The 22,205-nt window shown below is 74.0% G+C and carries 22 protein-coding genes; 14 read left to right on the top strand and 8 right to left on the bottom strand.

The genetic code is table 11. From position 1 onward, the window contains the following. Positions 1 to 6: 6 nt before the first annotated feature. From LZF96_RS10620 to LZF96_RS10660, 9 genes are all read left to right on the top strand, one after another. The gene (locus LZF96_RS10620; protein ID WP_233869346.1) at positions 7 to 1,029 is read left to right on the top strand and encodes a hypothetical protein; all 1,023 of its coding nucleotides are present in this window, start codon (positions 7 to 9) and stop codon (positions 1,027 to 1,029) included. Further along, positions 1,026 to 2,327, top strand: a complete 1,302-nt coding sequence (locus LZF96_RS10625) for a CpaF family protein (protein ID WP_233869349.1) — start codon at positions 1,026 to 1,028, stop codon at positions 2,325 to 2,327. Before LZF96_RS10620 ends, LZF96_RS10625 begins: the two co-directional genes overlap by 4 nt. A 13-nt stretch (positions 2,328 to 2,340) precedes the next feature. Then, on the top strand, positions 2,341 to 3,429 hold the full coding sequence (locus LZF96_RS10630; RefSeq protein WP_233869352.1) for a type II secretion system F family protein: 1,089 nt from the start codon (positions 2,341 to 2,343) through the stop codon (positions 3,427 to 3,429). Beyond that, on the top strand, positions 3,426 to 4,373 hold the full coding sequence (locus tag LZF96_RS10635) for a type II secretion system F family protein (protein ID WP_233869355.1): 948 nt from the start codon (positions 3,426 to 3,428) through the stop codon (positions 4,371 to 4,373). The genes LZF96_RS10630 and LZF96_RS10635 overlap by 4 nt, the downstream gene beginning before the upstream one ends. Before the next feature lie 47 nt (positions 4,374 to 4,420). Further along, entirely contained in the window at positions 4,421 to 4,732 is a 312-nt protein-coding gene (locus LZF96_RS10640; RefSeq protein WP_233869358.1) for a Flp family type IVb pilin, read from the top strand. Between the two features lie 25 nt (positions 4,733 to 4,757). Further along, positions 4,758 to 5,219, top strand: a complete 462-nt coding sequence (locus tag LZF96_RS10645; protein WP_267940734.1) for a TadE family protein — start codon at positions 4,758 to 4,760, stop codon at positions 5,217 to 5,219. A 24-nt stretch (positions 5,220 to 5,243) separates the two neighbouring features. After that, positions 5,244 to 5,681 carry a TadE/TadG family type IV pilus assembly protein gene (locus tag LZF96_RS10650; protein WP_233869364.1) on the top strand — a complete coding sequence of 146 codons (438 nt, stop codon included), beginning with the start codon at positions 5,244 to 5,246 and terminating at the stop codon, positions 5,679 to 5,681. Continuing rightward, positions 5,678 to 6,241, top strand: a complete 564-nt coding sequence (locus LZF96_RS10655) for a TadE/TadG family type IV pilus assembly protein (protein WP_233869366.1) — start codon at positions 5,678 to 5,680, stop codon at positions 6,239 to 6,241. Before LZF96_RS10650 ends, LZF96_RS10655 begins: the two co-directional genes overlap by 4 nt. A gap of 83 nt (positions 6,242 to 6,324) precedes the next feature. Further along, positions 6,325 to 9,381 carry a BTAD domain-containing putative transcriptional regulator gene (locus LZF96_RS10660; protein WP_233869369.1) on the top strand — a complete coding sequence of 1,019 codons (3,057 nt, stop codon included), beginning with the start codon at positions 6,325 to 6,327 and terminating at the stop codon, positions 9,379 to 9,381. Between the two features lie 119 nt (positions 9,382 to 9,500). Here the strand turns inward: LZF96_RS10660 and LZF96_RS10665 are convergent, their stop codons facing one another. Next, positions 9,501 to 9,878 (bottom strand): transferase, encoded by a 378-nt coding sequence (locus LZF96_RS10665; RefSeq protein ID WP_308294181.1) that lies wholly within the window; start codon positions 9,876 to 9,878, stop codon positions 9,501 to 9,503. Between the two features lie 189 nt (positions 9,879 to 10,067). Continuing rightward, positions 10,068 to 12,014 (bottom strand): ABC transporter ATP-binding protein, encoded by a 1,947-nt coding sequence (locus LZF96_RS10670; RefSeq protein ID WP_233869372.1) that lies wholly within the window; start codon positions 12,012 to 12,014, stop codon positions 10,068 to 10,070. 300 nt (positions 12,015 to 12,314) lie between these two features. Here LZF96_RS10670 and LZF96_RS10675 point away from each other — a divergent pair, with 300 nt between their 5' ends. Both LZF96_RS10675 and LZF96_RS10680 read left to right on the top strand, forming a co-directional pair. Further along, the gene (locus LZF96_RS10675) at positions 12,315 to 13,010 is read left to right on the top strand and encodes a hypothetical protein (RefSeq protein ID WP_233869375.1); all 696 of its coding nucleotides are present in this window, start codon (positions 12,315 to 12,317) and stop codon (positions 13,008 to 13,010) included. 303 nt (positions 13,011 to 13,313) lie between these two features. Beyond that, the gene (locus LZF96_RS10680; RefSeq protein WP_233869378.1) at positions 13,314 to 13,769 is read left to right on the top strand and encodes a hypothetical protein; all 456 of its coding nucleotides are present in this window, start codon (positions 13,314 to 13,316) and stop codon (positions 13,767 to 13,769) included. 158 nt (positions 13,770 to 13,927) lie between these two features. On the opposite strand, the gene LZF96_RS10685 is transcribed toward LZF96_RS10680, so the two are convergent. Both LZF96_RS10685 and LZF96_RS10690 read right to left on the bottom strand, forming a co-directional pair. Continuing rightward, complete coding sequence (locus LZF96_RS10685) at positions 13,928 to 14,734, bottom strand: S9 family peptidase (RefSeq protein WP_233869381.1); 807 nt, start codon at positions 14,732 to 14,734, stop codon at positions 13,928 to 13,930. Next, positions 14,731 to 15,147 carry a heavy metal-responsive transcriptional regulator gene (locus LZF96_RS10690; protein ID WP_233869384.1) on the bottom strand — a complete coding sequence of 139 codons (417 nt, stop codon included), beginning with the start codon at positions 15,145 to 15,147 and terminating at the stop codon, positions 14,731 to 14,733. The genes LZF96_RS10685 and LZF96_RS10690 overlap by 4 nt, the downstream gene beginning before the upstream one ends. A gap of 480 nt (positions 15,148 to 15,627) precedes the next feature. Here LZF96_RS10690 and LZF96_RS10695 point away from each other — a divergent pair, with 480 nt between their 5' ends. Beyond that, complete coding sequence (locus LZF96_RS10695) at positions 15,628 to 15,948, top strand: hypothetical protein (RefSeq protein ID WP_233869387.1); 321 nt, start codon at positions 15,628 to 15,630, stop codon at positions 15,946 to 15,948. A 64-nt stretch (positions 15,949 to 16,012) separates the two neighbouring features. On the opposite strand, the gene LZF96_RS10700 is transcribed toward LZF96_RS10695, so the two are convergent. Then, a complete protein-coding gene (locus LZF96_RS10700; RefSeq protein ID WP_233869409.1) occupies positions 16,013 to 18,553 on the bottom strand; it encodes an endonuclease/exonuclease/phosphatase family protein in 2,541 nt (846 codons plus the stop codon). Positions 18,554 to 19,058: 505 nt separating this feature from the next. Here LZF96_RS10700 and LZF96_RS10705 point away from each other — a divergent pair. Together LZF96_RS10705 and LZF96_RS10710 are read left to right on the top strand one after the other, a co-directional pair. Further along, positions 19,059 to 19,754, top strand: coding sequence for a hypothetical protein (locus tag LZF96_RS10705; protein ID WP_233869390.1), 696 nt, complete (start codon positions 19,059 to 19,061; stop codon positions 19,752 to 19,754). 389 nt (positions 19,755 to 20,143) lie between these two features. Further along, entirely contained in the window at positions 20,144 to 20,872 is a 729-nt protein-coding gene (locus LZF96_RS10710; protein ID WP_233869412.1) for a thioesterase II family protein, read from the top strand. Here the strand turns inward: LZF96_RS10710 and LZF96_RS10715 are convergent. The 3 genes from LZF96_RS10715 to LZF96_RS10725 form a co-directional block, all read right to left on the bottom strand. Then, positions 20,863 to 21,639, bottom strand: a complete 777-nt coding sequence (locus tag LZF96_RS10715) for an AfsR/SARP family transcriptional regulator (protein ID WP_308294182.1) — start codon at positions 21,637 to 21,639, stop codon at positions 20,863 to 20,865. The two genes, LZF96_RS10710 and LZF96_RS10715, sit on opposite strands and share 10 nt — an antisense overlap. Positions 21,640 to 21,849: 210 nt before the next feature. Further along, a complete protein-coding gene (locus tag LZF96_RS10720) occupies positions 21,850 to 22,035 on the bottom strand; it encodes an acyl-CoA carboxylase epsilon subunit (protein ID WP_233869396.1) in 186 nt (61 codons plus the stop codon). A 36-nt stretch (positions 22,036 to 22,071) separates the two neighbouring features. Continuing rightward, on the bottom strand, positions 22,072 to 22,205 hold a 134-nt coding region (locus tag LZF96_RS10725; RefSeq protein ID WP_233867553.1), incomplete at its 5' end, for a carboxyl transferase domain-containing protein.

Genomic DNA, 22,205 nt, shown 5'->3' on the forward strand with positions numbered 1-22,205 from the left:
AGACAGATGGCGTTGATCGCACTGGCCGCGGACAAGGGGGCGCCCGGCGTCACCACCGCGGCGGTCGCCCTGGCCGCGCTGTGGCCGCGACGGGTGCTGCTCGCCGAGACCGACCCGGCCGGCGGCGACCTCGTCTACCGTGCCTCCCGTGCCGACGGCGGCCCCCTGGACCCCGGCACCGGTCTGCTCTCCCTCGCCGCCACCGCCCGTCGCGGCATCGCCGCCGAGCAGCTGTGGGATCACTCGCAGCGGGTCGCCGGCGGCCTGGACGTGATCGTCGGCCTCGGCACCTCCGAGCAGGCCGCCGGACTGACCGGACAGTGGGGCACCCTCGGCCGGGCCTTCGCCGACCTCGCCGGGTCCCCCCACCCCGAGGCCGCCGCCGACGTGATCGCCGACTGCGGACGGCTCGGAGCCGACTCCCCGACCGCCGCGCTCGTCCAGCACGCCACGCTCCTGCTGGTCGTCACCGGCGCCGCCCCCGAGCACCTGGCCCGGGCCCGGGACCGCGTCATCGCCCTGGGCAACAAGCTGCACGGCGGGCGCACCGGCCCGGCCCACACCGGGCTGCCCCGCCTCGGCGTGGTGCTGGTCGCCGACCCGCAGCGCGGCCACCGGCTCGCCGGCGAGGTCAACGAGATGCTCTCCGGGGCGGGCGCCCCCGCCCGGGTGGTGGGCCTGGTCGCCGACGATCCCGCCGGAGCCGAGCAGTTGGCGGGGCGGCGGCGTGGTCGTCTGGACCGCTCGCTGCTGATCCGTTCGGCGCGCAAGGTCGTCGCCGACCTGCACCGCGTCTTCCACGCCGAGCTCACCCCGGCGGGCGGCCCCGGCGGTCGGCCGCCGGTGCCCCATCCCGGTGGCCCGACGGCCGGTGCCCCCGCCGCGATGCCCCCCGGTACCGGCACGCCCCCGCCCGGCCCGAACCCCGTCTTCCCGCCCGGTCCGGCGGCCCCGGCGGGCGGTTACGGCTACCCGCCGGCCGCCGGCCCGACCGGTCCCCGTCCCGTCGAACCGGGGGCGGGCCGATGAGCGAGGTCAACCACCAACTCGTCAAGCGCTTCCGCCAGGAGAGCGGCGACCGGCTCGCCGAGCAGCGCCGCGCCGACCAGACGAGCGGCCTACGGGCGATGACCCCCGAGGACGAACGGCACTACGCCCGCGCGGTCATCGCGCAGGTCCTCGAGGAGTACGTCCGCGAGGAGATCTCCCAGGGCCGCCCGCCGCTGGACGCGCGGTCCGAGGAGGCGTACGCCGCCGCCGTGCACGCCGCGCTGTTCGGCGTCGGACGGCTGCAACCCCTCCTGGACGATCCCGACATCGAGAACATCGACATCAACGGCTGCGACCAGGTCTTCATCGGCTACGCCGACGGCCGGGAGTCGCGCGGCGATCCGGTCGCCGAGAGCGACGAGGAACTCGTCGAACTCATCCAGGTCCTGGGCGCCTACTCCGGCCTGTCCTCGCGTCCCTTCGACTCCGCCAACCCCCAGCTGGACCTGCGGCTGCCCGACGGTTCCCGGCTCTCCGCCGTCATGGACGTCACCCGCCGACCCGCGCTGTCCATCCGCCGGGCCCGGCTGGGCAAGGTCTTCCTCGCCGACCTGATCGGCAACGGCACCGTCACCCCCGAGATCGGCAGCTTCATGTCCGCCGCCGTACGGGCCCGCAAGAACATCATGATCGCCGGCTCCACCAACGCCGGGAAGACCACCCTGCTGCGCGCCCTGGCCAACGAGATCCCGGCCGAGGAGCGCCTGGTCACCGTCGAGCGCGCGCTGGAGCTGGGGCTCGACCAGTTCGCCGAACTCCACCCCAACGTGGTGGCCTTCGAGGAACGCCTGCCCAACTCCGAGGGCCAGGGCTCGATCTCCATGGCCGAACTGGTCCGCCGCTCGCTGCGCATGAACCCCTCCCGGGTCATCGTCGGCGAGGTTCTCGGCGACGAGATCGTCACCATGCTCAACGCGATGTCGCAGGGCAACGACGGCTCGCTGTCCACCATCCACGCCAACAGCTCGCAGGAGGTCTTCAACCGGATCTCCACCTACGCCCTCCAAGCCGCCGAGCGCCTGCCGATCGAGGCCAGCCAGATGCTGATCGCGGGCGCGGTCAACTTCGTGGTCTTCATCCAGCGCCGCAACCTCTACGGGCGCGGCGGCACCCTGCGCCGCCTGGTCACCTCGGTGCGCGAGGTCAACGGCGTGGACGGCCGGGTGCTCTCCAGCGAGGTCTTCGCCGAGGGGCCCGACGGCGTGCCGCGCGCCGCCGCGGCGATCTCCTGCGCCGACGAGCTGGCCCAACACGGCTACCACGGAATGTGGGGGTGAACGCGTCGTGCCGATGAGCGGATTCCTCGACCCGGGCTTCCTCGCCGCGCTGGCCGCCGGCGTGGCGGTCGGCGGCGGCCTGGCCCTGCTGGTCGCGGCGGTGCGCGGCTTCCCGCCCAAGAGCATGGAGGAGCGCGAGCGGGCCGAACGGCGACGTGCCGAGGTCGCCCGCTTCCTGGGGCGGCGCACCATGATCGCCGCGCTGCTGTCCCTGCTGGTGCTGCTGTTCACCCGCTGGCCGGTCGCCGCCCTGGCCACCGCCCTGCTCGTCTACACCTGGGACCGGCTCTTCGGCGGCGCCGCCGAGGAACGCGCCGCGATGCGGCGGGTCGAGGCGCTCGCCTCCTGGACGGAGTCGCTGCGCGACACCATCGCCGGGGCCGTCGGCCTCGAACAGGCCATCCCCGCCTCCGCCCGGGCCGCCGCCCCGGCGCTGCGCGAGCCGCTGAACAACCTGGTGGACCGGCTGCGCTCGCGGATGCCGCTCTCCGACGCGCTCCAGGAGTTCGCCGACGAACTCGACGACTCCTCCGCCGACATCATCATCGCCTCGCTCATCCTCAACGCGCGGCTGCGCGGCCCCGGTCTGCGCGAGGTGCTCGGCGCGCTGGCCCGCTCGGCCCGCGAGGAGGTGGACATGCGACAGCGGGTGATGGCCCAGCGCGCCTCCACCCGGCGCAGCGTGCAGATCGTCGTCGCCGTCAGCGTGCTCTTCCCGCTCGGCCTGGCGATCTTCAATCCCTCCTTCGTGGAGCCCTACGGCGACCCGCTGGGGCAGGCCGTGCTGGGCGTGGTCTGCCTGCTGTTCGGTCTCGGGTTCTGGTGGATGCGCAGCCTGTCGAAGATCCAGGTGCCCGAGCGGTTCATGACCGGACGCGCGGGCGCCGGACGGGCGGCGAACGTCCCCGCCGCCGACCGTCGCACCGACCAGGCCCCGCTGCCCGGCTTCGGCCGGCTGCCCGGACGGGGCTCCCGCGCGAGGGCCGGAACGGGGGCCGGCGCGGGCGCGGCGGGCGATACCGCCGGCACCGGAACCGGATGGCGACCCTCGGACGGGACCCCCCGTCGCGAGGGGCGGGACGGAAGGGGGGCCCGGACGTGACGACGGACATCACCGGCCCGGTGATCGTCGGGGCGGTCTTCGGCCTCGGCCTGTACGTGCTGGTCCGCGCCATGGTGCCGACCCGCCGCGGCGCGGTCTCCACGATCGCCCGGGTGGACGCGCTGCGTCACCGGGGAGCCGGCGGGGGCTTCCACCCCGCCGCCCGCCCCGGCACGGCCGAACCGGCCCGCCCCTCCCGGCTGGACGAACTGCGGGCCAACGCCGGCCGGCAGCTCTCCGAGGCGTACCGCAGGCGCGGTTGGGAACAGCGTTCGCTCCGCGCCGACCTGGCGCTGCTGGAACGCGGCTGGGAGGAGTTCCTGGCGACCAAGGTCGTCATGGCGGCGCTGGGGCTGTTCTTCGGGCCGTTCCTGTTCGGGGTGATCTGGATGCTGGGTTTCGGCAGCAGCCCCTTCATCCCGCTGTGGCTGGCACTGGTCTGCGCGCTCGGCTTCTTCTTCCTGCCCGACGTGGAGGTCCGCCGGGACGCCGTCGCCCGGCGCAAGGACTTCCGCCGGGTGATCGCCGCCTACCTCGACCTGGTCTCCATGAGCCTGGCCGGGGGCCGGGGTCTGCCCGAGGCGTTGAAGGCCGCCTCCGAGGTGAGCGACAGTTGGGCGCTGGTGCGGATCCGCACCGCCCTGTCCGACGCCCGGATCACCGGCCTGAGCCAGTGGCAGGCCCTCGGGCGCCTCGGCGAAGAGGTCGGGGTGGAGGAACTGCGGGACCTGTCGAGTTCCCTGGCGCTCGTCGCCGACGACGGCGCCAAGGTGCGCACCTCCCTGGCGGCGCGCGCCGAGACCATGCGCAATCGCGAACTGGCCGAGATCGAGGGGAGCGCGGGGGAGAAGTCGCAGTCCATGCTGGTCGCGCAGCTGCTGCTGTGCGTGGGTTTCCTGATCTTCCTGGTGTTCCCGGCGGGAATGCGGGTCTTCGGCATCTGACGCCGCGTCGGGGCCGACCGAGGGTTTGCGAGAGGACAACGATCGATATGCGACGGAACGACATGACGAACACCGACACCGGAATCGACACCGACACCGGGGGCGGTCGGGGCGGTCGCCCCGCCGGTTTCGCCCACCCCGTGGTGGGATACCTGCTGGCCTCCCTGACGCTCCGGTACCGCCGGGTCCGCTCGGGGGAGCTGGACCGGGGCGCCTCGGCCATCGAGTGGGTCATCATCGCCGCCATCGTGGTGGGCCTGGTGGCCGGCATCGGCCGGATCATCATGTCCGCGCTCCAGGGCCGCGCGAGCGACGTCAGCGACTGCATCGCGGGCGTCCAGGACACCCAGAACTGCTGACCCGGTCGTGCGCGGAGTCGAAGCGATGATCGCCGGGGTGCGGCGCAGACTGGGCCCCGGCGCCGACCGGGGCGGGGTCGTGGGACGCTCCGGGAACGACCGGGGGGCGTCCGCGATCGAGTTCGTGGTGCTCACCCCGCTCATGTTCTTCATGATCTTCGCGGCGGTGCAGTTCGCGCTCTACTCCTTCGCCGAGCACGTGGCGAAGGCCGCCGCGCAGGCGGGGGCGCGCACCGCGCGGGCCGAGGCCGACGCCAACCCCGGTACCTGGATCGGCTCCGCGAGGGAGAAGTCCCACGAGTACATCGACCAGCTCGGGCGCGGCCTGTTCGACGGCCGTCCGCTGGTGGACGTGGAGCGGCCGGCCGAGTACACGGTCCGGGTGACGGTCACCGGGAACGTGCCGACGATCATGCCCGGCATGTCGTTGGGAGTGACCGCGGTCTCCGAGGGACCGGTCGAACGCTTCGTGCCGGACGGGGGGTGAGTCGTGCGACGGGGGAACACACCGGTGACCTCCGGCGGGAAGCCGGTGGACCGGCCGACCCGCCGGTCGGACGACCGGGGGGTCACGGCCGTGGAGATGGTGCTGCTGGCGCCGCTGATGATCACCTTCGTCCTGGTGCTCGTCGCGCTGGGGCAGATGGTCTCGGGACGCAACGCCGTGGACGGCGCGGCGCGCGACGCCGCCCGCGCCGGCTCACTGGAACGCACCACGGGCGAGGCCGCGAGCGCCTCGAACTCCGTGGTCGGCGACCAGTTGGGGGACATCTGCGTGCCCGGCAGTGTGCGGGTGCGCCCGACCGGCTCGGGCCACGAACCGGGCTCGCTCTACACCGTGGAGGTCAGTTGCCGGGTGCGCGCGCTGGCGATGCTCGGGCTGCCCGTCACGACCAGTGTCTCCAGCACCTCGGCCTCGCCCATCGACCCCTACCGGAGGTCCGGATGAGCGTCCGCCGACACCCGGCCCGCCGACACCCGGCCCGCCGACACCCGGCCCACCGACACCCGGCCCACCGAGACCCGGCCGGTCCCGGAGTCCCGGCCCGTTCCGCCGGCGCGCGGAACGACGCGCCGGGGACCGCCCGGGCCGACCGGGGGTCGGGCGCGGTCATCACGGTCTTCTTCGCCGTCGTCGTCCTCGGGCTCGCCGCCTTCATCGTCGACGGCGGCATGGCCATCGCCCAGCGCGAACGCGCCATGGACATCGCCGAGCAGGCCGCCCGCTACGCCGCCCAGGACCTCGACGAGGAGGCGCTGCGCTCCGGCGCCGCGGTCGGCATCAACTTCGACAACTGCGACGCGCGCGTCACCGAGTTCGTCGGGGCGATCCGGCTGACCAGCGCGTCCGTCGCCCACCGCAACTGTGAGAGGGAGGCGGAGGACGCGGTGACCGTGTACGTCGTGGTGACCTACCGACCGGTCTTCGCGGGCGTCCTCTTCAACACGCTCACCACCGAGGGCAGAGCCACCGCGTACGCCGACACCGGCGCCCCGCCGGCCCCCTGACCCCCGGCCGGCCCCCCGGCCCCCGAAACGACTCCGGCCCCCGAAACGACCCGGCACCGAACCCACCCACGGGAGCAGACCACATGGCGCGCAGCACCTCCACCGGGAGCGGCCCCCGGCCCGTCCACGTGCGGGTCGGTCGCTCCGCCGGCGACTGGTTGAAGGCGATCGCCGCCTTCCTGGCCCTGGCCGTCATGGTCGTCGGCGTGCCCCTCTCCCTGGCGTGGTTCATCGGCTGGCCGCTGCCCACCACCGCCCCGAACTGGGAGATGCTCACCCGGGAGATCGGTACCGAGGTCTTCCTCAACGTGCTGGGCGTCCTGGTGTGGATCGCCTGGGCGCAGTTCACCGCCTGCGTGATCGTCGAGATGCGGGCCGCCCTCTCCGGAGTGGGCCTGCCCCGCCGGGTGCCCGGCGCCGGCCCCGGGCAGCTGCTGGCCCGGCAACTGGTCGGCGCGCTGCTGCTCCTGGGCTCGGCCGCCGCCGGCTTCGCCCCGGGCCCGGGCGCCATCGGCGCCGATCTCGACCGGCACCACCCCGGCGGCCCCGCCGCCGTCGTCGAGGCCCAGCAGACCCCCGGACAGGAACGCGCCGAGCGCGCCCCCGGCATCACCGAGGCCGACCGTGCCATGGCCATCCCCCAACAGGACGGCGGCGAGGAAGCCGACGCGGCGGACGCCACGAAGTACTACCGCATCCAGCCCCCCGAGGGCCGTCACCACGACACCCTGTGGGGCATCTCCGAGCGTCACCTGGGCGACGGGCTGCGCTACAAGGAGATCTACGAGCTCAACCGGGACCGGGTCCAGCCCGACGGTTCCCGGCTCACCGAGGCCAGCCTGATCCGACCCGGCTGGATCCTGGAGATGCCGGCCGACGCCACCGGCGGCGAACTCGTCGAGGCCCCCGTCGACCTGGACGGGATGTCGGACGACGAGGCCGACGAGTTCCGTGACTACCGCGAGACCGGCGACACCGCGGCCGACACCGGGGCCGGGGACGCCGGAGCCGACGCCGGCGCACCGGGCGGGGCCGGGGACGACCCGCAGCCCTCGCCGGTACCCGATCCCGCGGCCGACCACTCCGACTGGACCGGCCCCGGTGCCGGGGAACCCGCCGGCGGCGGGGAGACCGAACACGCCGTGGTCCCCGCCGAACGGGTCGACGACGCGGGCACCGCCGACCCCGGGGACTCCGGCCGCGGCCTGTCCGACGCCCTGATGGCCGCCCCGCTGCTGGCGGCCGGCCTCCTCGTCGCACTCGGCCGGGCCCGTCGCCAGGCCCTGTGGCAGGCCGCCGCGGGCACGCTGAACCGGGGCGTCGGCGACGACCTGGAGCCGGTGACCCCCGCCGCGACCAACGCCCGCGACGCGCTCCTGGCGGGCGCCGACCCCGGCGCCGTCGTCTTCCTGGACCGGGCGCTGCGCGGCCTGTCCGACAGCCTGGACGCCGAGGGCCGCACCCTGCCCGCCGTGTACGCCGCGTGGCTCGGCGCCGACGAACTCCACCTCCAGCTCGCGCACCCGGCCGGTGACCCGCCGGCCCCCTGGCAGTCCGGCCAGAGCGACACCTACTGGACGCTGGAGCGCTCCCGGCTCCCCGTCGGCCCCGGCGACCCGGAGCCCGCGGCGGAGGCCCCCTACCCCGGCCTGGTCAGCCTCGGTACCCGAGACGGCATCCGTCTGCTGCTGAACCTGGAGGCCGTGCCCGGCATCGTCTCCGTGCTCGGCGCCCCCCGGGACCGGGAGGCCGTGCTCGGCTCGGTCGCCGCGGAACTGGCCACCAACGGCTGGTCGGACCGGATGACCGTGACCCTGGTCGGTTTCGGCGCCGAGATGACCGCCCTGGCCCCCACCCGGGTCCGTCACCTGGAGGACATCGCCGGCCTGCTGGAGGTCATGGAGACGGAGACCCACCTCCGCCACGCCAACCTCGGTCACACCGGACAGGACAGCATCCTCACCGGCCGCACCGGCCCCTCCCGCCGCCACCACTGGGCCCCGCACCTGGTGGTCGTCGGGGTGGAGCCCACCGAGGACGAGGCGGAGCGCCTGGGCGCGCTCGCCTCGGTCTCCGCGCCCCTGGGCATCGGCTACCTGGTGACCTCCGACCGGCCCGACCTGCCCGGCCTGGCCTGGGAGTTCGAGGTCACCGACGAGGGCCTGCTCAAGGAGCCCGACATGGGACTGGAACTGACCGCCCAACTGCTCCCCGCCGCCGGGCGGGCGGCGGTCGTCGAGCTGTTCGCCGGCCTCGCCGCCGGCGACGGCGCCGACGGGAACGACCGCGCGGGCGGCACGCCCGCCGCCGGCACCGCCGGGCACGCCCCCGGACCCGTCTTCACCGTGGACCTCACCTCCCGGGGCAAGCCCGAGGTCTACGCCGAGATCATGGGCGGCTACACCGTCACCGGTCTCCCCGAGCCGGAGCCCGAGCGCGCGGACCGGCTGCGCGAGGCGCTCGCCCTGCTCCTGCTGCACCGGGGCGGCGTGCACCCCCGGGTGATGGCGGCGGCGCTGTGGCCGCGCGGCGTCTCCGAGGACGTCCACGACGCCTTCCTCGCCCGACTCGGCGAATGGCTGGGCGAGGACGCGGAGGGAACGCCCCGCCTGGCGACCGCCCCCGACGGTCGGCTGACCCTCTCCGCCCGGGTCGTCTCCGACTGGGACGTGCTGCGCACCCTCCACCACCACGCCGGCCGCCCCGGCGCCGTCGAACGCGCCCGCCGGCTCACCGACGCCCTCGCCCTGGCCCGCGGCCCGCTGCTGGACGGGCAGCGCGCGGAGGGCGGGTACGCCTGGCTCGACCACGAGATCGTCGACGCGCAGTACCCGCTGCTCGTCGCGGGTATCGCGCTCGGCCTGGCCGAGGAGCAGCTGGCGGCGGGGAAGGGCGAGCAGGCGTACCTGGCGGTCCGCTCGGCGCTGGCCGCCGCGCCGACCGACGAGCGGCTGTGGAACGAGCTGCTGCGCGCCGCGCACGCCACCGGCAACCGGGAGTGGCTGGAGGGGGCGGCGGACTGGCTCACCGCCCACCACGCGCAGCTCTTCGGGGCCGATCAGCCGCTGCCGGCCCGTACCCGGGCCCTGATGGACGAGTTCCTGCCCGGCCGCCGGGTCGAGGACAACGCCGTCTCCTGAGACCGACGGCCTCCCGACGCCAACGCTGTGTCGTCCGCCGGGGTCCGAGCTCCTCGCGGCCCCGGCGGACCGCCGACCCGCCCCGAACGCCGGAGGGCGCGTCCGAGCCGGTGAACCCGTCAGGGCCGGGGGCGCCGGGCCGCGACGATCGCCGAGGCGTCCGGGGTGGTGAACACCTCGGTCGCGGTCAACTCCGGATGGGTGAGGCGGCGGAGGCGGAGTCCGTCCACCTCGCCGCCGAAAAGGGGCGGCCAACGCGACGAGGGCGTGAAGTCGTCCATGACGAGGAGACCGCCCGGCGCGAGCGGGTCGACGACCCGCCCCGAGGCGTCCCGTTCGCCCCCGCCGTCGCGGAAGAAGGCATCGAACGGGGCGTGCCGTTCGAGTAGTCGCCGGTCCCCGGCTATCACCTCGACGCGCCCGTCGTCCGCGAAGAGATCGGCGACCCGACGGGCCGACCCCTCATCCCGCTCCACGGTGACCGGGCGCGCCGGCACCGAGGCCGTCGTGCGGCCGGGCGGTGCCCACTCCGGCGCCGGTGCCGCTCTGCGTGGCGGCGTCGTCGGGTTTCGCGGCGGCGGGTGTGGCGAGCAGCCGCCCCACCCCGGGATCACGGCGCTGCCCGAACCCCGTGGCGGCGGCGTTCCCCGGCGCCGCCGCCACGCGGGGCGGGAGCGGTGGACCGGTCACCGGCTGCCCGGGGGATCGGGAACCGGCGGCGCCCCGGCCGCCGGGCCGTTGTCGGGTCCGGCCTCCGGGGTGTCCGGGCCGGCGGAGCCCTCCGAGCCGTCGAGGAACTGCGTGGCGGCCAACTCGGCGTAGAGGCCGTCCCCGGCGACCAGTTCGGTGTGGGTGCCGACCGCCCGCACCCGGCCCGCGTCCAGGACCACGATCCGATCCGCCGCCATCACGGTGGACAGCCGGTGGGCCACCACCAGCACGGTGGTGGTGTCGGCGGCGGATGCGACCGTCCCCCGCAGCGCGGCCTCGTTCACCGCGTCCAACTGCGAGGTCGCCTCGTCCAACAGCAGCAGGCGCGGCCGGCGCAGCAGCGCCCGGGCGATCGCCACCCGCTGCCTCTCCCCGCCGGAGAGGCGGGTGCCCCGGTGGCCCACCCGGGTCTCCAGCCCTTCCGGCAGCCTCGCCACCAGCGCGTCGAGCCGGGCGGTGCGCAGCACCTCGCGGATCTCCTCCTCCCCGGCGTCGGGGTGGCCCAGCACCAGGTTGTCCCGCAGGGTGCCGGAGAGCACCGGGGCGTCCTGCTCCACGTAACCGATGGCGGCCCGCAGCCGGTGCAGATCCCATTCCCGCAGGTCGGTGTCGTCCAGCAGGATTCGTCCCGCGCTCGGCTCGTGGAAGCGCTCGATCAGCGAGAACAGCGTGGTCTTGCCCGCCCCCGAGGGCCCCACGAAGGCCGTCATCCCGCGCGCGGGTATGTCGAGGTCGATGCCGTGGTGCACCTCCGGCAGCTCCTCGGAGTAGCGGAAGCGCACCCCGTCGAAGCGGAGCGAGGCGGGGCCGGCCCCGGTCCCGTCACTCGTGTCGCCCGCGCCGTCGGCCGATGTCGTCGGGGCGGGGGCCGGTTCGACCGGCAGTCGTCGGGTCTCGCCGATCCGGTCGATCGCCGCCGCGCCCACCTGGTAGCGGGTCACCGCCGCGACCAACTGCTGGATCGGTGCCATCAGGTAGAACACGTACAGCAGGAAGGCCACCAGGGTGGCCACGTCGATCGCCCCGGAGGCGACCCGGGCACCGCCCACCGCCAACACCGTGATGAACGCGGCCTGGATCGCCAGACCCGCCGTGTTCCCCGCGAGGGCCGACCACTTGGCGGCGTGCACGCTCTCCCGCCAGGACGCCTCGGCGGCCTCGTGCACGACCCGTTCCTCACGGGCTTCGGCACCCGACGCCTTGATCGTGCGCATCGCGCCCAGCACGCGCTCCAGGGTGGCCCCCATCACACCCACCGATTCCTGTGCGCGCTTGCTCGCCCGGTGGATGCGCGGCACGATCACCCCGATCACCAGCGCGGCGAGCGCGATCACGCCCAGGGTCACACCCAGCAGCGGCGCGTCCACCACCGCCATCAGCACCACCGTCGCCACCAGGGTCAGACCGCCGGTGCCGAAGCCGATGAGGGAGTCGGTGGTGACGGACCGCAGCAGGGTGGTGTCCGAGGTGACCCGGGCCAGCAGATCGCCCGGTTCGCTGCGGTCCACCGCGCCGATCCGCAGCCGCAGCAGGTGGGAGACGAGGGTGCGCCGGGAGTCCAGCACCACCGACTCGGCGGTGCGCTGCAGCACGTAGCCGCCCAGCGAGCCGATCACCGCGTTGGCCAGTACGAGGACGGTCATCGCCACCAGGGCGCCGGTGATCGCCCGCTCGGCGGAGAGGTTCTCGATCAGGGACTTGGCGACCAGCGGGAGCGCCAGCCCGGTGGCCCCGGTGATCAGCGAGAGCAGGGCGCCCAGGGCCAGGGCGCGACGGTGTGGCCGCACGTGGCCCAGCAGCACCCGCCACGGGGCCGGCTCGCCCTCGGGGCGCCGCCCGGCCGGCTTCCCCGCCCCCGGCCCGGCCGGCTCCTCCTCGGAACGGATGCCCCGGTCGGACCCCGCTGTCGTCGTACCGCTCATCGCCGACCTCCTCGGACGGCGCCCGGCGCCGGCCGTACTCCGTCCCTCCCGGCCCGGTTCGCCCGGGCGCGGTGATCCCCATCATGGGGGGCGGCACCGACAACCGTCGGGCCGGCCCCGCGTACCCGGGGACGCCGTCCGGCCCTCCGGGGTTGAGCCGGAGCTCGCCCGCGCTCCGCCCAACCACCGTCTCCCATGGATGGGTTGGGAACACGCCGGCGATGTTTTCCGACCGGAAACCGACCCGGATTTCCCGCCGGGGACAGTTGGCGGGGCGTTCCGAATGGGTATGGCAGGAGCATGTTGTCTCTCCCGGAGCGCGCGGCCGAGTTGCGCGCCCCGTTCGCGCGACTCGGTCGGCTGCGTCTGCCCGGGCTCCTCACCCGGGCGGGGCTCACCGCCCTGCGCGCGGAGGTGCTCGGCCTGCGGCGATGCCTCGTCCGCCGGGAGTACGACAGCGTCCTCACCGGATCCGACCTGGCCGCCGCCGGCCCGCTGGTGGCACGGCTGGGCTCGGACCCGGACCTCGGGGCACTCGTCTCCGCGATAGCCGGCGTGGCCGCCGAGCCGCTTCCCGACCCCGCCCGGCGCCTGTCCCTGAGCGTCCTGGACCGCCCCGGGGACCGGATCGAACCGGCCCCCGGCGGGCCACCGTTGGCACTCGCGCTCTTCCTCGACGCACCGGCGTCCCCGCAGGACGGCGGCATGCTCGAATACCGTCCGGTCTCCTGGTCGGCGGGCCGCGCCGGCCCCGGAGCCGGCGGCCCGGGCCCCGGCAGTCCCGACCGCCGTTCCGGCGGAGCGGCTCTGCCGGAGCCGCTGCTGCGGGCGCACCACGCGCCGGGGGACGGCTGCCTGATGCGGGCGGACGTCACCGAACCGCGGGTGACCCCGCTGCGCGCACCCGGGGTCCGCCGCGTCGTCCTCACCATCGGCTGGGCGGTGGGTCGGCCGCTCGCGGACCGGCGTGCCCCCGCCGGAGCCGCACTGCGCTGAGGAGGCGTCCCGGCCCGTCACCCCTTCCGCACCGCCGCGTATCGACGCGCGCCGACCCGACCCCGCCGGCCGTTCGCGGGGCCCGGGACACCGGGGCCGAGTGCGCCCCGATACGACGACGAGGTGTCACCGCGCCTCACCCCGGGGTCACCGGTCACGGCGGGATCCGGCCATCACCGGCCGGCCCCGGCCCACCCCGTGCCCCGCATCGCACCACTCGTCCCACTCGCACCGCCCCCAACGATCCTCCCCCCGCCCTCACCTCCCGGCCGTCCTCCGCGGCCACCCGGAAGGAGCACCACCATGGCCCGCAAACCCCCACCCCGCGCCTCCGGATCACCCGGCGGTTCCCGACGTGATCGCGAGGAGGACCGCCGCGACCGCCGCGAGTACCGTGAGCAGCGGGACGACCGCGATCGGCGGTACCGGGAACAGCGCGACCATCTGGACCGCCGCGACCGTCGCGAGTCCACCGAGCGCCGGGACGAGCGGGAGCACCGCGAGCAGGCGGGACGTGCCGAGCGCCGGGAGCGGACCGAGCACCGCGACCGTCGCGAGCAGACGGACCGGATGAGGGAGACGGATCACCGGGACCGGGCGGATCGCAGGAATCACCGGGACCGGGCGGACCGCAGGGATCGGAAGGAGCGTCGGGACCGGGGTTCCGCCGGTGGCGATCGGGGCCCGATGGGCATCCTGGTGGGTCTGCTGCTCACCGCGATCGCGTTGGTGGCCCTGCTGCTCTGGGCACTCCTCTGACGGGAACCTCCCCGCGCCGGTTCATCACCGGTGGCGGCCGGTCGCCCGTCGTGTCGTGCGGGTGACCGGCCGGGCCGGGACCGGGGCCGCGACGGCCCGCGACCCGGTGAGGTCCCGCGACCGGGTGAAGCCCCGTGGAGTGCGCCGGCTCCCGCCCGCTACCGATCCACCCAGCGGCGGGCCCAGGCGTCCACCAGTTCCGCGACCCAGGCGGCGTCCCCGGCGTCGCCCAACAGGTGGTCGGCGCCCTCCAGGCCGATGAACGCCTTGGGATGCCGGGCCGCCGAGAACAGCTCGCCCGCCTCGTCGACGCCCACGACGGAGTCCACCGGGGAGTGCAGCACCAGCAGCGCGGCGTCCAGCTCCGCGATCAGCCCGCGCTGCTCGCGCGAGCGCTCGATCAGATCGTCCAGGAACTCGCGCCGCATCCGGAACGGCCGCCCCGCGAGCACGACCTCCGCCTCACCGGCACGGCGCAACTCCTCCTCGGCGCCGGGTGGCAGCTGTCCGCGCAGGTGGGCCGGGTCGGCAGGGGCCGCGATGGTGGCCACCGCCCGCACCTCCGGGATCCGGTGCGCCGCGGCCAACGCCACGCCCCCGCCCATCGAGTGACCCACCAACAGGGCGGGTGCGGCGACGTCCTCCCGCAGGGCGTCCGCCGCGTGCACCAGGTCCTCCACCATCGTGCCGAAGCCGGTGCGGGAGAAGTCGCCCTCGGACTCACCGATGCCGGTGAAGTCGAACCGCAGCACGCCCCAGCCCAGGCGGGCCAGGCCGCGGGAGACCCGGGCGGCCGCCAGGATGTCCTTGCCGCAGGTGAAGCAGTGGGCGAAGACCGCGTACGCCACCGGCGGTCGTCCCTCGGGCAGCTCCAGCCGACCGGCGAGCCGGCCCATCGGGCCGGGGATGTCGAACCGGCGGCACTCGATCCCGGCGGTGCCCCGCTCGGCACGGGCCCCGTTCACCGACCCGCCACCGGTTCCCCGGCGGTGCTCCCCGTCGGCCGCGGGGTCGAAAGCCCACCGCCGCCGGCCGCCACGGGAGTGCCGCCGATCAGCGATCGCAGGGTCTCCCGGGTGCGGTTCAACTCCTCGATCCGCTCCTCGACGCGGTCCAGGTGGGCGGCGATCAGCCGTTCCGCCCGGCCGTCGGGGGCGGCCCGCCCCTCGCGCAGCCACAGGACCTCGCGGATCTCGGCCAGGCTCAGACCGGCGGCCTGCGCCCGGCGGATGAACATCACGCGGTCGGCGCTCTCCCGGGGGTAGTCGCGGTACCCGGCCGGGGTGCGCGGGGGTTCGGGCAGCAGACCCGCCCGCTCCCAGAAACGAACGGTGCGGGTCGTGACGCCGGCGGCGTGGGCGAGACTCCCGATACGCATGGTGTCAGCCTAGTACCGGGGGACGCACCGGTTCGCCCGCCCCCGGGGGCGGGCGGCCCGACCGGTCCCGTACGCCCTCCGGTCCCGGGTCCCGCGCCTCACCCGTGCGGGTGGCGGGGAGCCGTTCCGGCGGAACACGCGGACGGGCGAAAGGTCGGGAAATCGCTTTCCCGAACGATTCCGAAAGGCCCGTCCTCACTCGAAAGGGTGAAAAGAATTGGGATCGGGCGCGCCGGCCCCGGTACCTTCTGAGCGCTTGCCGGGCGGACCGTGTCCGTCGCGGGACGGGGTTCCCGTGATGCCGCTGTCGGTCCTGCCGGTCTTTGTCGCGCCGTCATCCGTCGGCCGCCCGTTTCCCGGGGTGCTTCCCGTCGGTTTTCCCGTCCGCCGTCCCGCCCGCCGTCATCCGTTTTCCACTCGTTTCCGTTCGCCGGGGTCACCGTGCGCCCGGGGGCGGGGCCGACGAGGAGGTTTCCACCCGTGACGATCGACCGCGCGTTTCCCCCGCCGCGAGCCGGCGGTCTCCGTCTCCTGCGGGGCGGCTCCCCCTCGGACGGCGACCGCCGTGCCGGGGCGCGCCGGCACGCCGGCCCGGCGTCGTTGCGGCTGGTGCCCGCGGTGCGGTCGGGTGCCGGCGGCACCGGGACGCGGACGCCGTCGCCGTTCCCCGGGGCGGGACGCCCCGACCCCGACCACGACCCGGAGCCGGACGGGCGCGGCCCCGCCGGGGCGGCCGTGCCCCGGCCCGTGGCGGGATGGGGCGTCTCGGCGGTCGCCCTGATCACGGCGCGCGCCGCCTGAACGCCGACGGCCCGGCCCGCTCCCCGGGAGGGAGTGGACCGGGCCGGGTGTTCGGAACCGGGGATCAGCGGCCGGTCAGGCGACCCAGGAGGTTGCCGAGGAAGTCGATGATCCCGCGGATCACCTCCCGCACGACCTCCTTCGCCTTGCCCTTGCCGTCGCCCTTTCCGGGGCCCTTCCCGTCGTCGCCCCCGCCGCTGCGGGTGGAATCGACGCGCACGATCTGCGGGTCGTGGTCACTGGCCTGATCGGCGAATTCCGCGTTCACCCGCACCGGCTCGTAGTCGAAACCGCGAATGGCCGGACTGGTGAGAATGCCGTCCAGGGTCTGCGAATTGCCGTCGAAGACGTAGGTGTAGCGCTCCTCGGGGGGCAGCGTCAGCATGAGGTTGTTCAGTGCCCCGCCCGAGGTGAGGATCGACCAGGTCTCGGAGAACTCGAAGTCGTTGAAGTCGCCCGCGACCACCACGTTGGCGTCCGGGTCCACCGCCAGCAGGTCCCGGACGAAGCCGTTCACCAGGGTGGCCTGGCGGTGGCGCTGGGACTCCGAGGTGCGGTTCGGCGGCTGGTTGCGGCCGTGCAGCGGCTCGTCGCCGCCCTTGGAGTTGAAGTGGTTGGCGACGACGAAGAAGGTCTGTCCCTCGAAGCGGAACTCACCGATCAGCGGCTTGCGGCTGCTCGCCCAGGCCGAGTCGTTCGGCTCGATCCGCCCCGGCGAGACGGACAGTTCCACGCCGCCGTCGGCCGCGACCGCCTCCACGGCGGTCGTGGCGTCGCCGCCCGGCCGGTCCACGAACTCCACCCGCTCGGGGTTGAACAGCAGCACGTTGCGGATGTTGCCGCCGGGCTGGCCGCCGTCCCGCTTGTCCTCGGGGTCGATGGAACGCCACTCGTAGACCGGGCCGCCGGCGGCCTCGATGGCCTCGATGAACAACCGCAGGGTCTCGTCGGAGGCGGTCACCCCGTCGTCGGTGGGGCCGGTGTTGTCCTGGATCTCCTCCAGGGTGAGGATGTCGGGCCCGGCCAGGTTGACCACCACGCCCTCGGCGAGGCGGGCGAACTTGGCGTCGTCGTCCAGCGGGGAGAGGTTCTCCACGTTGTAGGTGGCGATCGCCAGTTCCCGCTCCTGCTGCGGGCGGGTGACCTCGCGCTCCAGGCCGTTGTCCACGTGCCCGCCGAGCTCGGCGGCCATCAGCGTGTAACCGCCGTACCGGGCGTAGTCCAGCGGGCCGGTTGTGGTGCCGGTCAGCTCGTCGCCGACATCGGCCTCCGGCAGCGGGGCCGCCGGGTCCAGCGACATGACCTTCAACCGGCCGGTGTTGGGCTCCTCGTAGGAGCCGTACACGGTGCCGCCGCGCACCGAGGGGTTCTCCTCCGGCTTGACCGTCACCCACAGCTCGTCGTACTCGGTGGTCCGGCCGACGATCCGGGTGTCGGAGACCTCGACGAGCATCCCCTCCAACGACTCGTACAGGTCCAGCGCGTAGGCCCCCGGGTCCAGCTTCAGCTCCTCCACGCTCCCGCCGGCCGCCTCCGGCGCGTACAGGTCGGGCACCGAGTCGGCGTCCAGCACCACGGGCGCGGGGAGCGGGTTGCCGGAGGAGAGCACGGCGACGGTCGGTGAGGTGATCTCGGTCAGCGTCTGGGTGGCGCTCGCCGGGCGGTACTCGACGACCTGTCCGCCGACCAGGACGGAGTCGCCCGGCGAGACGGTCGGCACGGTCGAGCCGGTGTGGACGAAGACGCCCTCGGAGGTGCGCGGGTCGGTGTCGGGCTCGGGGTCCTGGACCCAGAAGCCGCGCGCGCCGGTGGCGCGCACCGCCGTCACCACACCGGGGACGGCGCTCACGGTGGTCCCCACGAGCGGGGAGATCCGGGTGTCGCCCTGGATGTCGCGGATCCGGACGTCGCCCGGCTCGGTCGGCGGCTCCTCCCCGTCGTCTCCGCCGCCGGTCGCGGGGCCCTCCCCGGCGGAGTTGACCGGGGTCGGGGCGCCGGCGGCCAGGTCGGCGGCGTTGTCGTCGGTGTCGGTCAGGTCGGCGTCCCGGGCCACCGAGGCGGTGTTGGAGGCGCCCGCCGCCGGGCCGGAGCCCTCGCGGACCACGGCGGTGCCGTAGCCGACCAGGTCCACGATCCGCTCGTCGGCCGCGCAGTCGGCGGCGGTGCGGCAGGTCAGCTCGGCGGTGCCGGCGACCAGGGCCACGGTGCCGGTCGTGGCACTCATGTTGATCGAGCCGGTGGTGTCGGGGGTCGGCAGTTCGACCGTGCCGCCGGTGCCGGCGGCCTGCGCCACCAGGTGGCGGGCGCCCGGCTCGAGGGTGCCGTTCAGCGGGGTGACCTGCCAGCGGGAGGAGGCCGACGGCGAGCCGGGGAGGTACTGGACGCTGTGGCCGACCAGGTCGAGGGCGCCGGTTCCGGGGTTGCCGAGCTCGACGAAGTCACGGGTCAGGGCGGCTCCGGAGTTGCCGCCGCCGCCGTAGACCTCGCCGATCACGGCGGTGCCCGCTGTGTCCCCGACCTCCGCGGCGGTGGGGTCGGCCGCCAGGGCGTGCGGCAGCTGGGTCAACACCAGCGACGCCGCGGCGGCGGTGGTGACCAGGCGCAGGGCGTGGCGCGGGGTGCGCCGCGCGCGGCTCGGTGACTGGTTCGGCGACTGGTTCGGCACGGTGGTCCGTCTCCTAGGGGCGGGGATCCGGCCGGCGCGGGCGCGCCGGCGGGGTGATTCACGGGGCCCGTGGAGCCGGGGCCCATGGGGCCGGGATGTGTGGCCCGGGTGGGGGAGCGGCCGGGGGTGGACATCCGGCGCCGCACAAGCTACGCGCGTAGAGAAGGACATGACAAGGGCGCGGACGTTAAATCCCCGCGACGGGTGACCAACCGAACGGGGTGTCACCACCCGCTGTGTCGACCGATGGTGGGGTTGCGGGCGTGGCCGGGGCGCGCGGAGGTGGGGAAGCTCGTGAACCGCGCGCCCGCGTGTACCGGCACGCGGTACCGCGTGCCGGTGGGGGAAACGCCCCCTTTCCCCGCTTCCGGCCCACCGGTTCAATGATGTCGGGGCCCGTCCAGGGCCCGTGCCGTTCCGAACGGAGCGAGGAGTGTCGAGACGGATGAGGAACGAGCCCGGCTCCCCCGACATCGGATTGCACCACCTCGAAACCGCCCTGGAGGAGGCGCTGGAGTCGGTACGCGGATTTCCCCGGAGCGGGTTCACCGTCGGGGAGTGGCTCGCACTCTCCGCGGGGCTTGGGGAGTTGCGGGCCAGGACCCGCCGGGCTTCCGCCCCGGTGCGGCAGGCGTTCCTCGGTTCGGCCCGCGCCGCGCTGTTGGCCCACCTCCGCGCCCGCCCGGGTGTGCCGGTCTCGCCGGCCGAACTCGAGGGGGTGGCGGGAATCCGGGAGTGGACCCGACGCCTGAGGGAGTTGCGCGAACTCGGCTGGGTCATCGACAGCGATGTGCCGGGCCCCGACGGCCGGAGGGACCACTACCGACTGTCCGTCGATCGGTTGGACGGAAGTGTCGTGGAGGACGACCGACTCCCGGAGGCGGTGCGGGGGAGGGAACCCGGTCGGGGCGTCCTGGAGTATCTGGTCCATCTCAGCCCATGGCCCGCCGATCCGGCGCGACTCGCGCGGGCGGCCGGGACCGCCGATTGGCATCCCGCGGTCTCGGCCCTCATTCGGGCGGGATGGCCGATCCGCCCGGTGGGGGAGGGGTTCGCGCTCGCGGCGGAGTTCCACCGCCGGTCGGCGAACCCGGAGGGCGAAGTGGGCGAACCGACTTCCGGCGGGTGGGCGGGCACGTGAGGCTCCGGGCGGACGGGGTGCTCCCGGTCGGGGAACACCTCCGACGACCGACCGGACTTCCGGCTGTACCCGAGCGCGGTCACCGTCGGGTCCACCCCGGCCCGGGGGGACGCAACCGCTGGGGCCTGCCGGGCTTCGCCGGCGACGGCTTCGGTCCGACCGGCGGCCCCGGTGACACCGATCCACCCGCCGCGCACCTGGTCCGCACACGCCGGCCCGACCCGGTGTCGGACCGGGTCGGCTGCCCCGCGGAGTGGAGAAGTGCGGAGTCTTGGACAGCGACGGTTACCCGAGGAGCACTAGCCTGCTCGCGTTGTCCGGCGGAAGGGGGCGGAGCGGTGTCATCGGAGGCATGGGTCAGGGTGTGGGGTACCGGGACGAGGCCCCGGGTGCGACTGTTCTGCTTTCCGCACGCGGGTGGGGGGGCTACGGCATTCCATGCCTGGCGGGCTGCGCTGCGGCCGGATGTGGAGGTCGCGGCCGTGGTGCTGCCCGGCCGGGAGGGTCGGGTGCGGGAGACGCCCTACCGTCGGATGGCGGAGCTGATACCGCCGCTGGCCGAGGCCGTGGCCGGCCATGTGGACGGCCCTTACGCCATCTTCGGGCACAGCACCGGAGCGGCGGTGGGCTACGAGGTGGCGCGCAGGCTCTCCGCAGGGCCCACCGATCCGCCCCGCTGCCTGTTCGTGTCCGGGCGCTGGGCGCCCGCGGGGCGCCGGGCCGGCCATCGTGAGGTGCCGGCGTTTCGGAAGGAAATGACGGACCAGGAGATCCTGGATCTGGTGGTCCGGCTGGGCGGGGTGCCGGCCGGTCTGCGGCAGCAGCCCGGCCTGCTGCGGTTGTTCCTGCCCGTCCTCCGGGCGGACTTCGAGCTCAACGAGGGTTATGCGCGGCGGCCCGGAGAACCACTGGACTGCCCGGTGGTCGCCATGAGCGGAGCGGATGACCCGGTGGTGACACCCCGGGAGATGAACGAGTGGCGGCGGATTACCACCGGCCCGTTTCGGCTGCGGATCTTCCAGGGCGGGCACTTCTATCACACGGCGGCGCTGTCGGAGGTGGCCCGCACGATCCGTGCCGAGCTGGACCGACCGACAGCGCCGGCCGGCTATCCGTGAGGCAGGACCAGCGCGTCGTTCTCGGCCACCAGGATCGCCTGGTGCAGGCGCTGGATGTGCCTTCCCGGCTCGGTCCCCAGTTCCCGGACGAGATTGCAGCGAAGTTCCTGGAATGCCTTGAGTGCCTGGGTGCGGCGACCACTGAGATACAGGGCGCGCATGTATTGCGCGTGTATTCCCTCGTGCAGTGGATTGCTTCCCGCCAGGGCCACCAGGCTGGGGAGTACTTCCCGGTACATTCCGAGCCTGATCTGTGTTTCTATCATTTTCTCCAGAACAGCGAGGCGGGATTCCTCCAGGCGAAGCCGGCGAATTTCCAGAACCCAACAGCCGCGTACGTCGATGAGGGCGGGGCCGCGCCAGAGATTCAGCGCATCATCCAATACGGCGATACCGGCGTGGGGTTTCCCGGCGGAAATGAGTCGACGGCCGGCAGCCTCCTTCTCGTGATAGAGGGTGAAGTCGAGTTCGGTTTCCTCCGTCTTGATCAGATAACCACCCGCACGGGTTACGAGAACCTCCTGTGCGATCTCGGCCATCGGCCGTTCCGTGGCGGAGGCCAGTAGTTTCCGGAGGTTCAGGATGTACGTCTGGAGCGTGGTCACCGCACTGTTCGGGGGGTCGACGTCCCAGAGTTCGCCGATGAGGGTGGACACCGGTACCACCTTTCCGGCGTTCACCGCAATGCAGGCGAGAACGGTGCGTAGTTTTGGTGCCGTGGGTGCGGTGGAGATGTCCCCCGTGTTAATGACCAGTGGGCCAAGAATTCCGATGCGCAACGGTCTCCCCCGAAAAAGTCGTGTTTCCGTATGGGTTCGATGCGGGGCGGTTACAGGAATCTCACGCGGTGTTGCTGTGGTAGTTTTCATTGAATGTAGAACTATGTCAAGTGTTGCTTGACGAGGTCACCAACGCCGCCGAGCCTACCCGCATGCGATCGATTGGAGTCGATCGATTTCGGCCGCCCCGTGGCGTGGTCAGGTCATCAGTCGCCAACTATGGGGGATGGGGAAGGCGGGGGTGCGTTCGTGATGGTGTCTGTGGGTGATTGTGGGGTGGGTGGGAGTGGGGTGGACGCGAGTGAGCAGGAGGGCGGTGAGGGCGGCTAGTTCCTCGAGGCCGGCGTGGCCGCGTTCGACGCGGATGAGGGGGGTGATGGTCATAATGATCTCTTCCCGGTGGGCCTGGTGGGGGTGGGGTTATTGGGGTGGGTTGCCGTGTTTGCGGGAGGGCAGGTCGGCGTGCTTGGTGCGCAGCATCCGCAGCGAACGGATGAGTACCTCGCGGGTCTCGGTGGGGTCGATGACGTCGTCCACCAGGCCGCGCTCGGCCG

The sequence above is a fragment of the Streptomyces sp. ST2-7A genome, from assembly GCF_021390475.1.
Classification (GTDB): Bacteria; Actinomycetota; Actinomycetes; order Streptomycetales; family Streptomycetaceae; genus Streptomyces.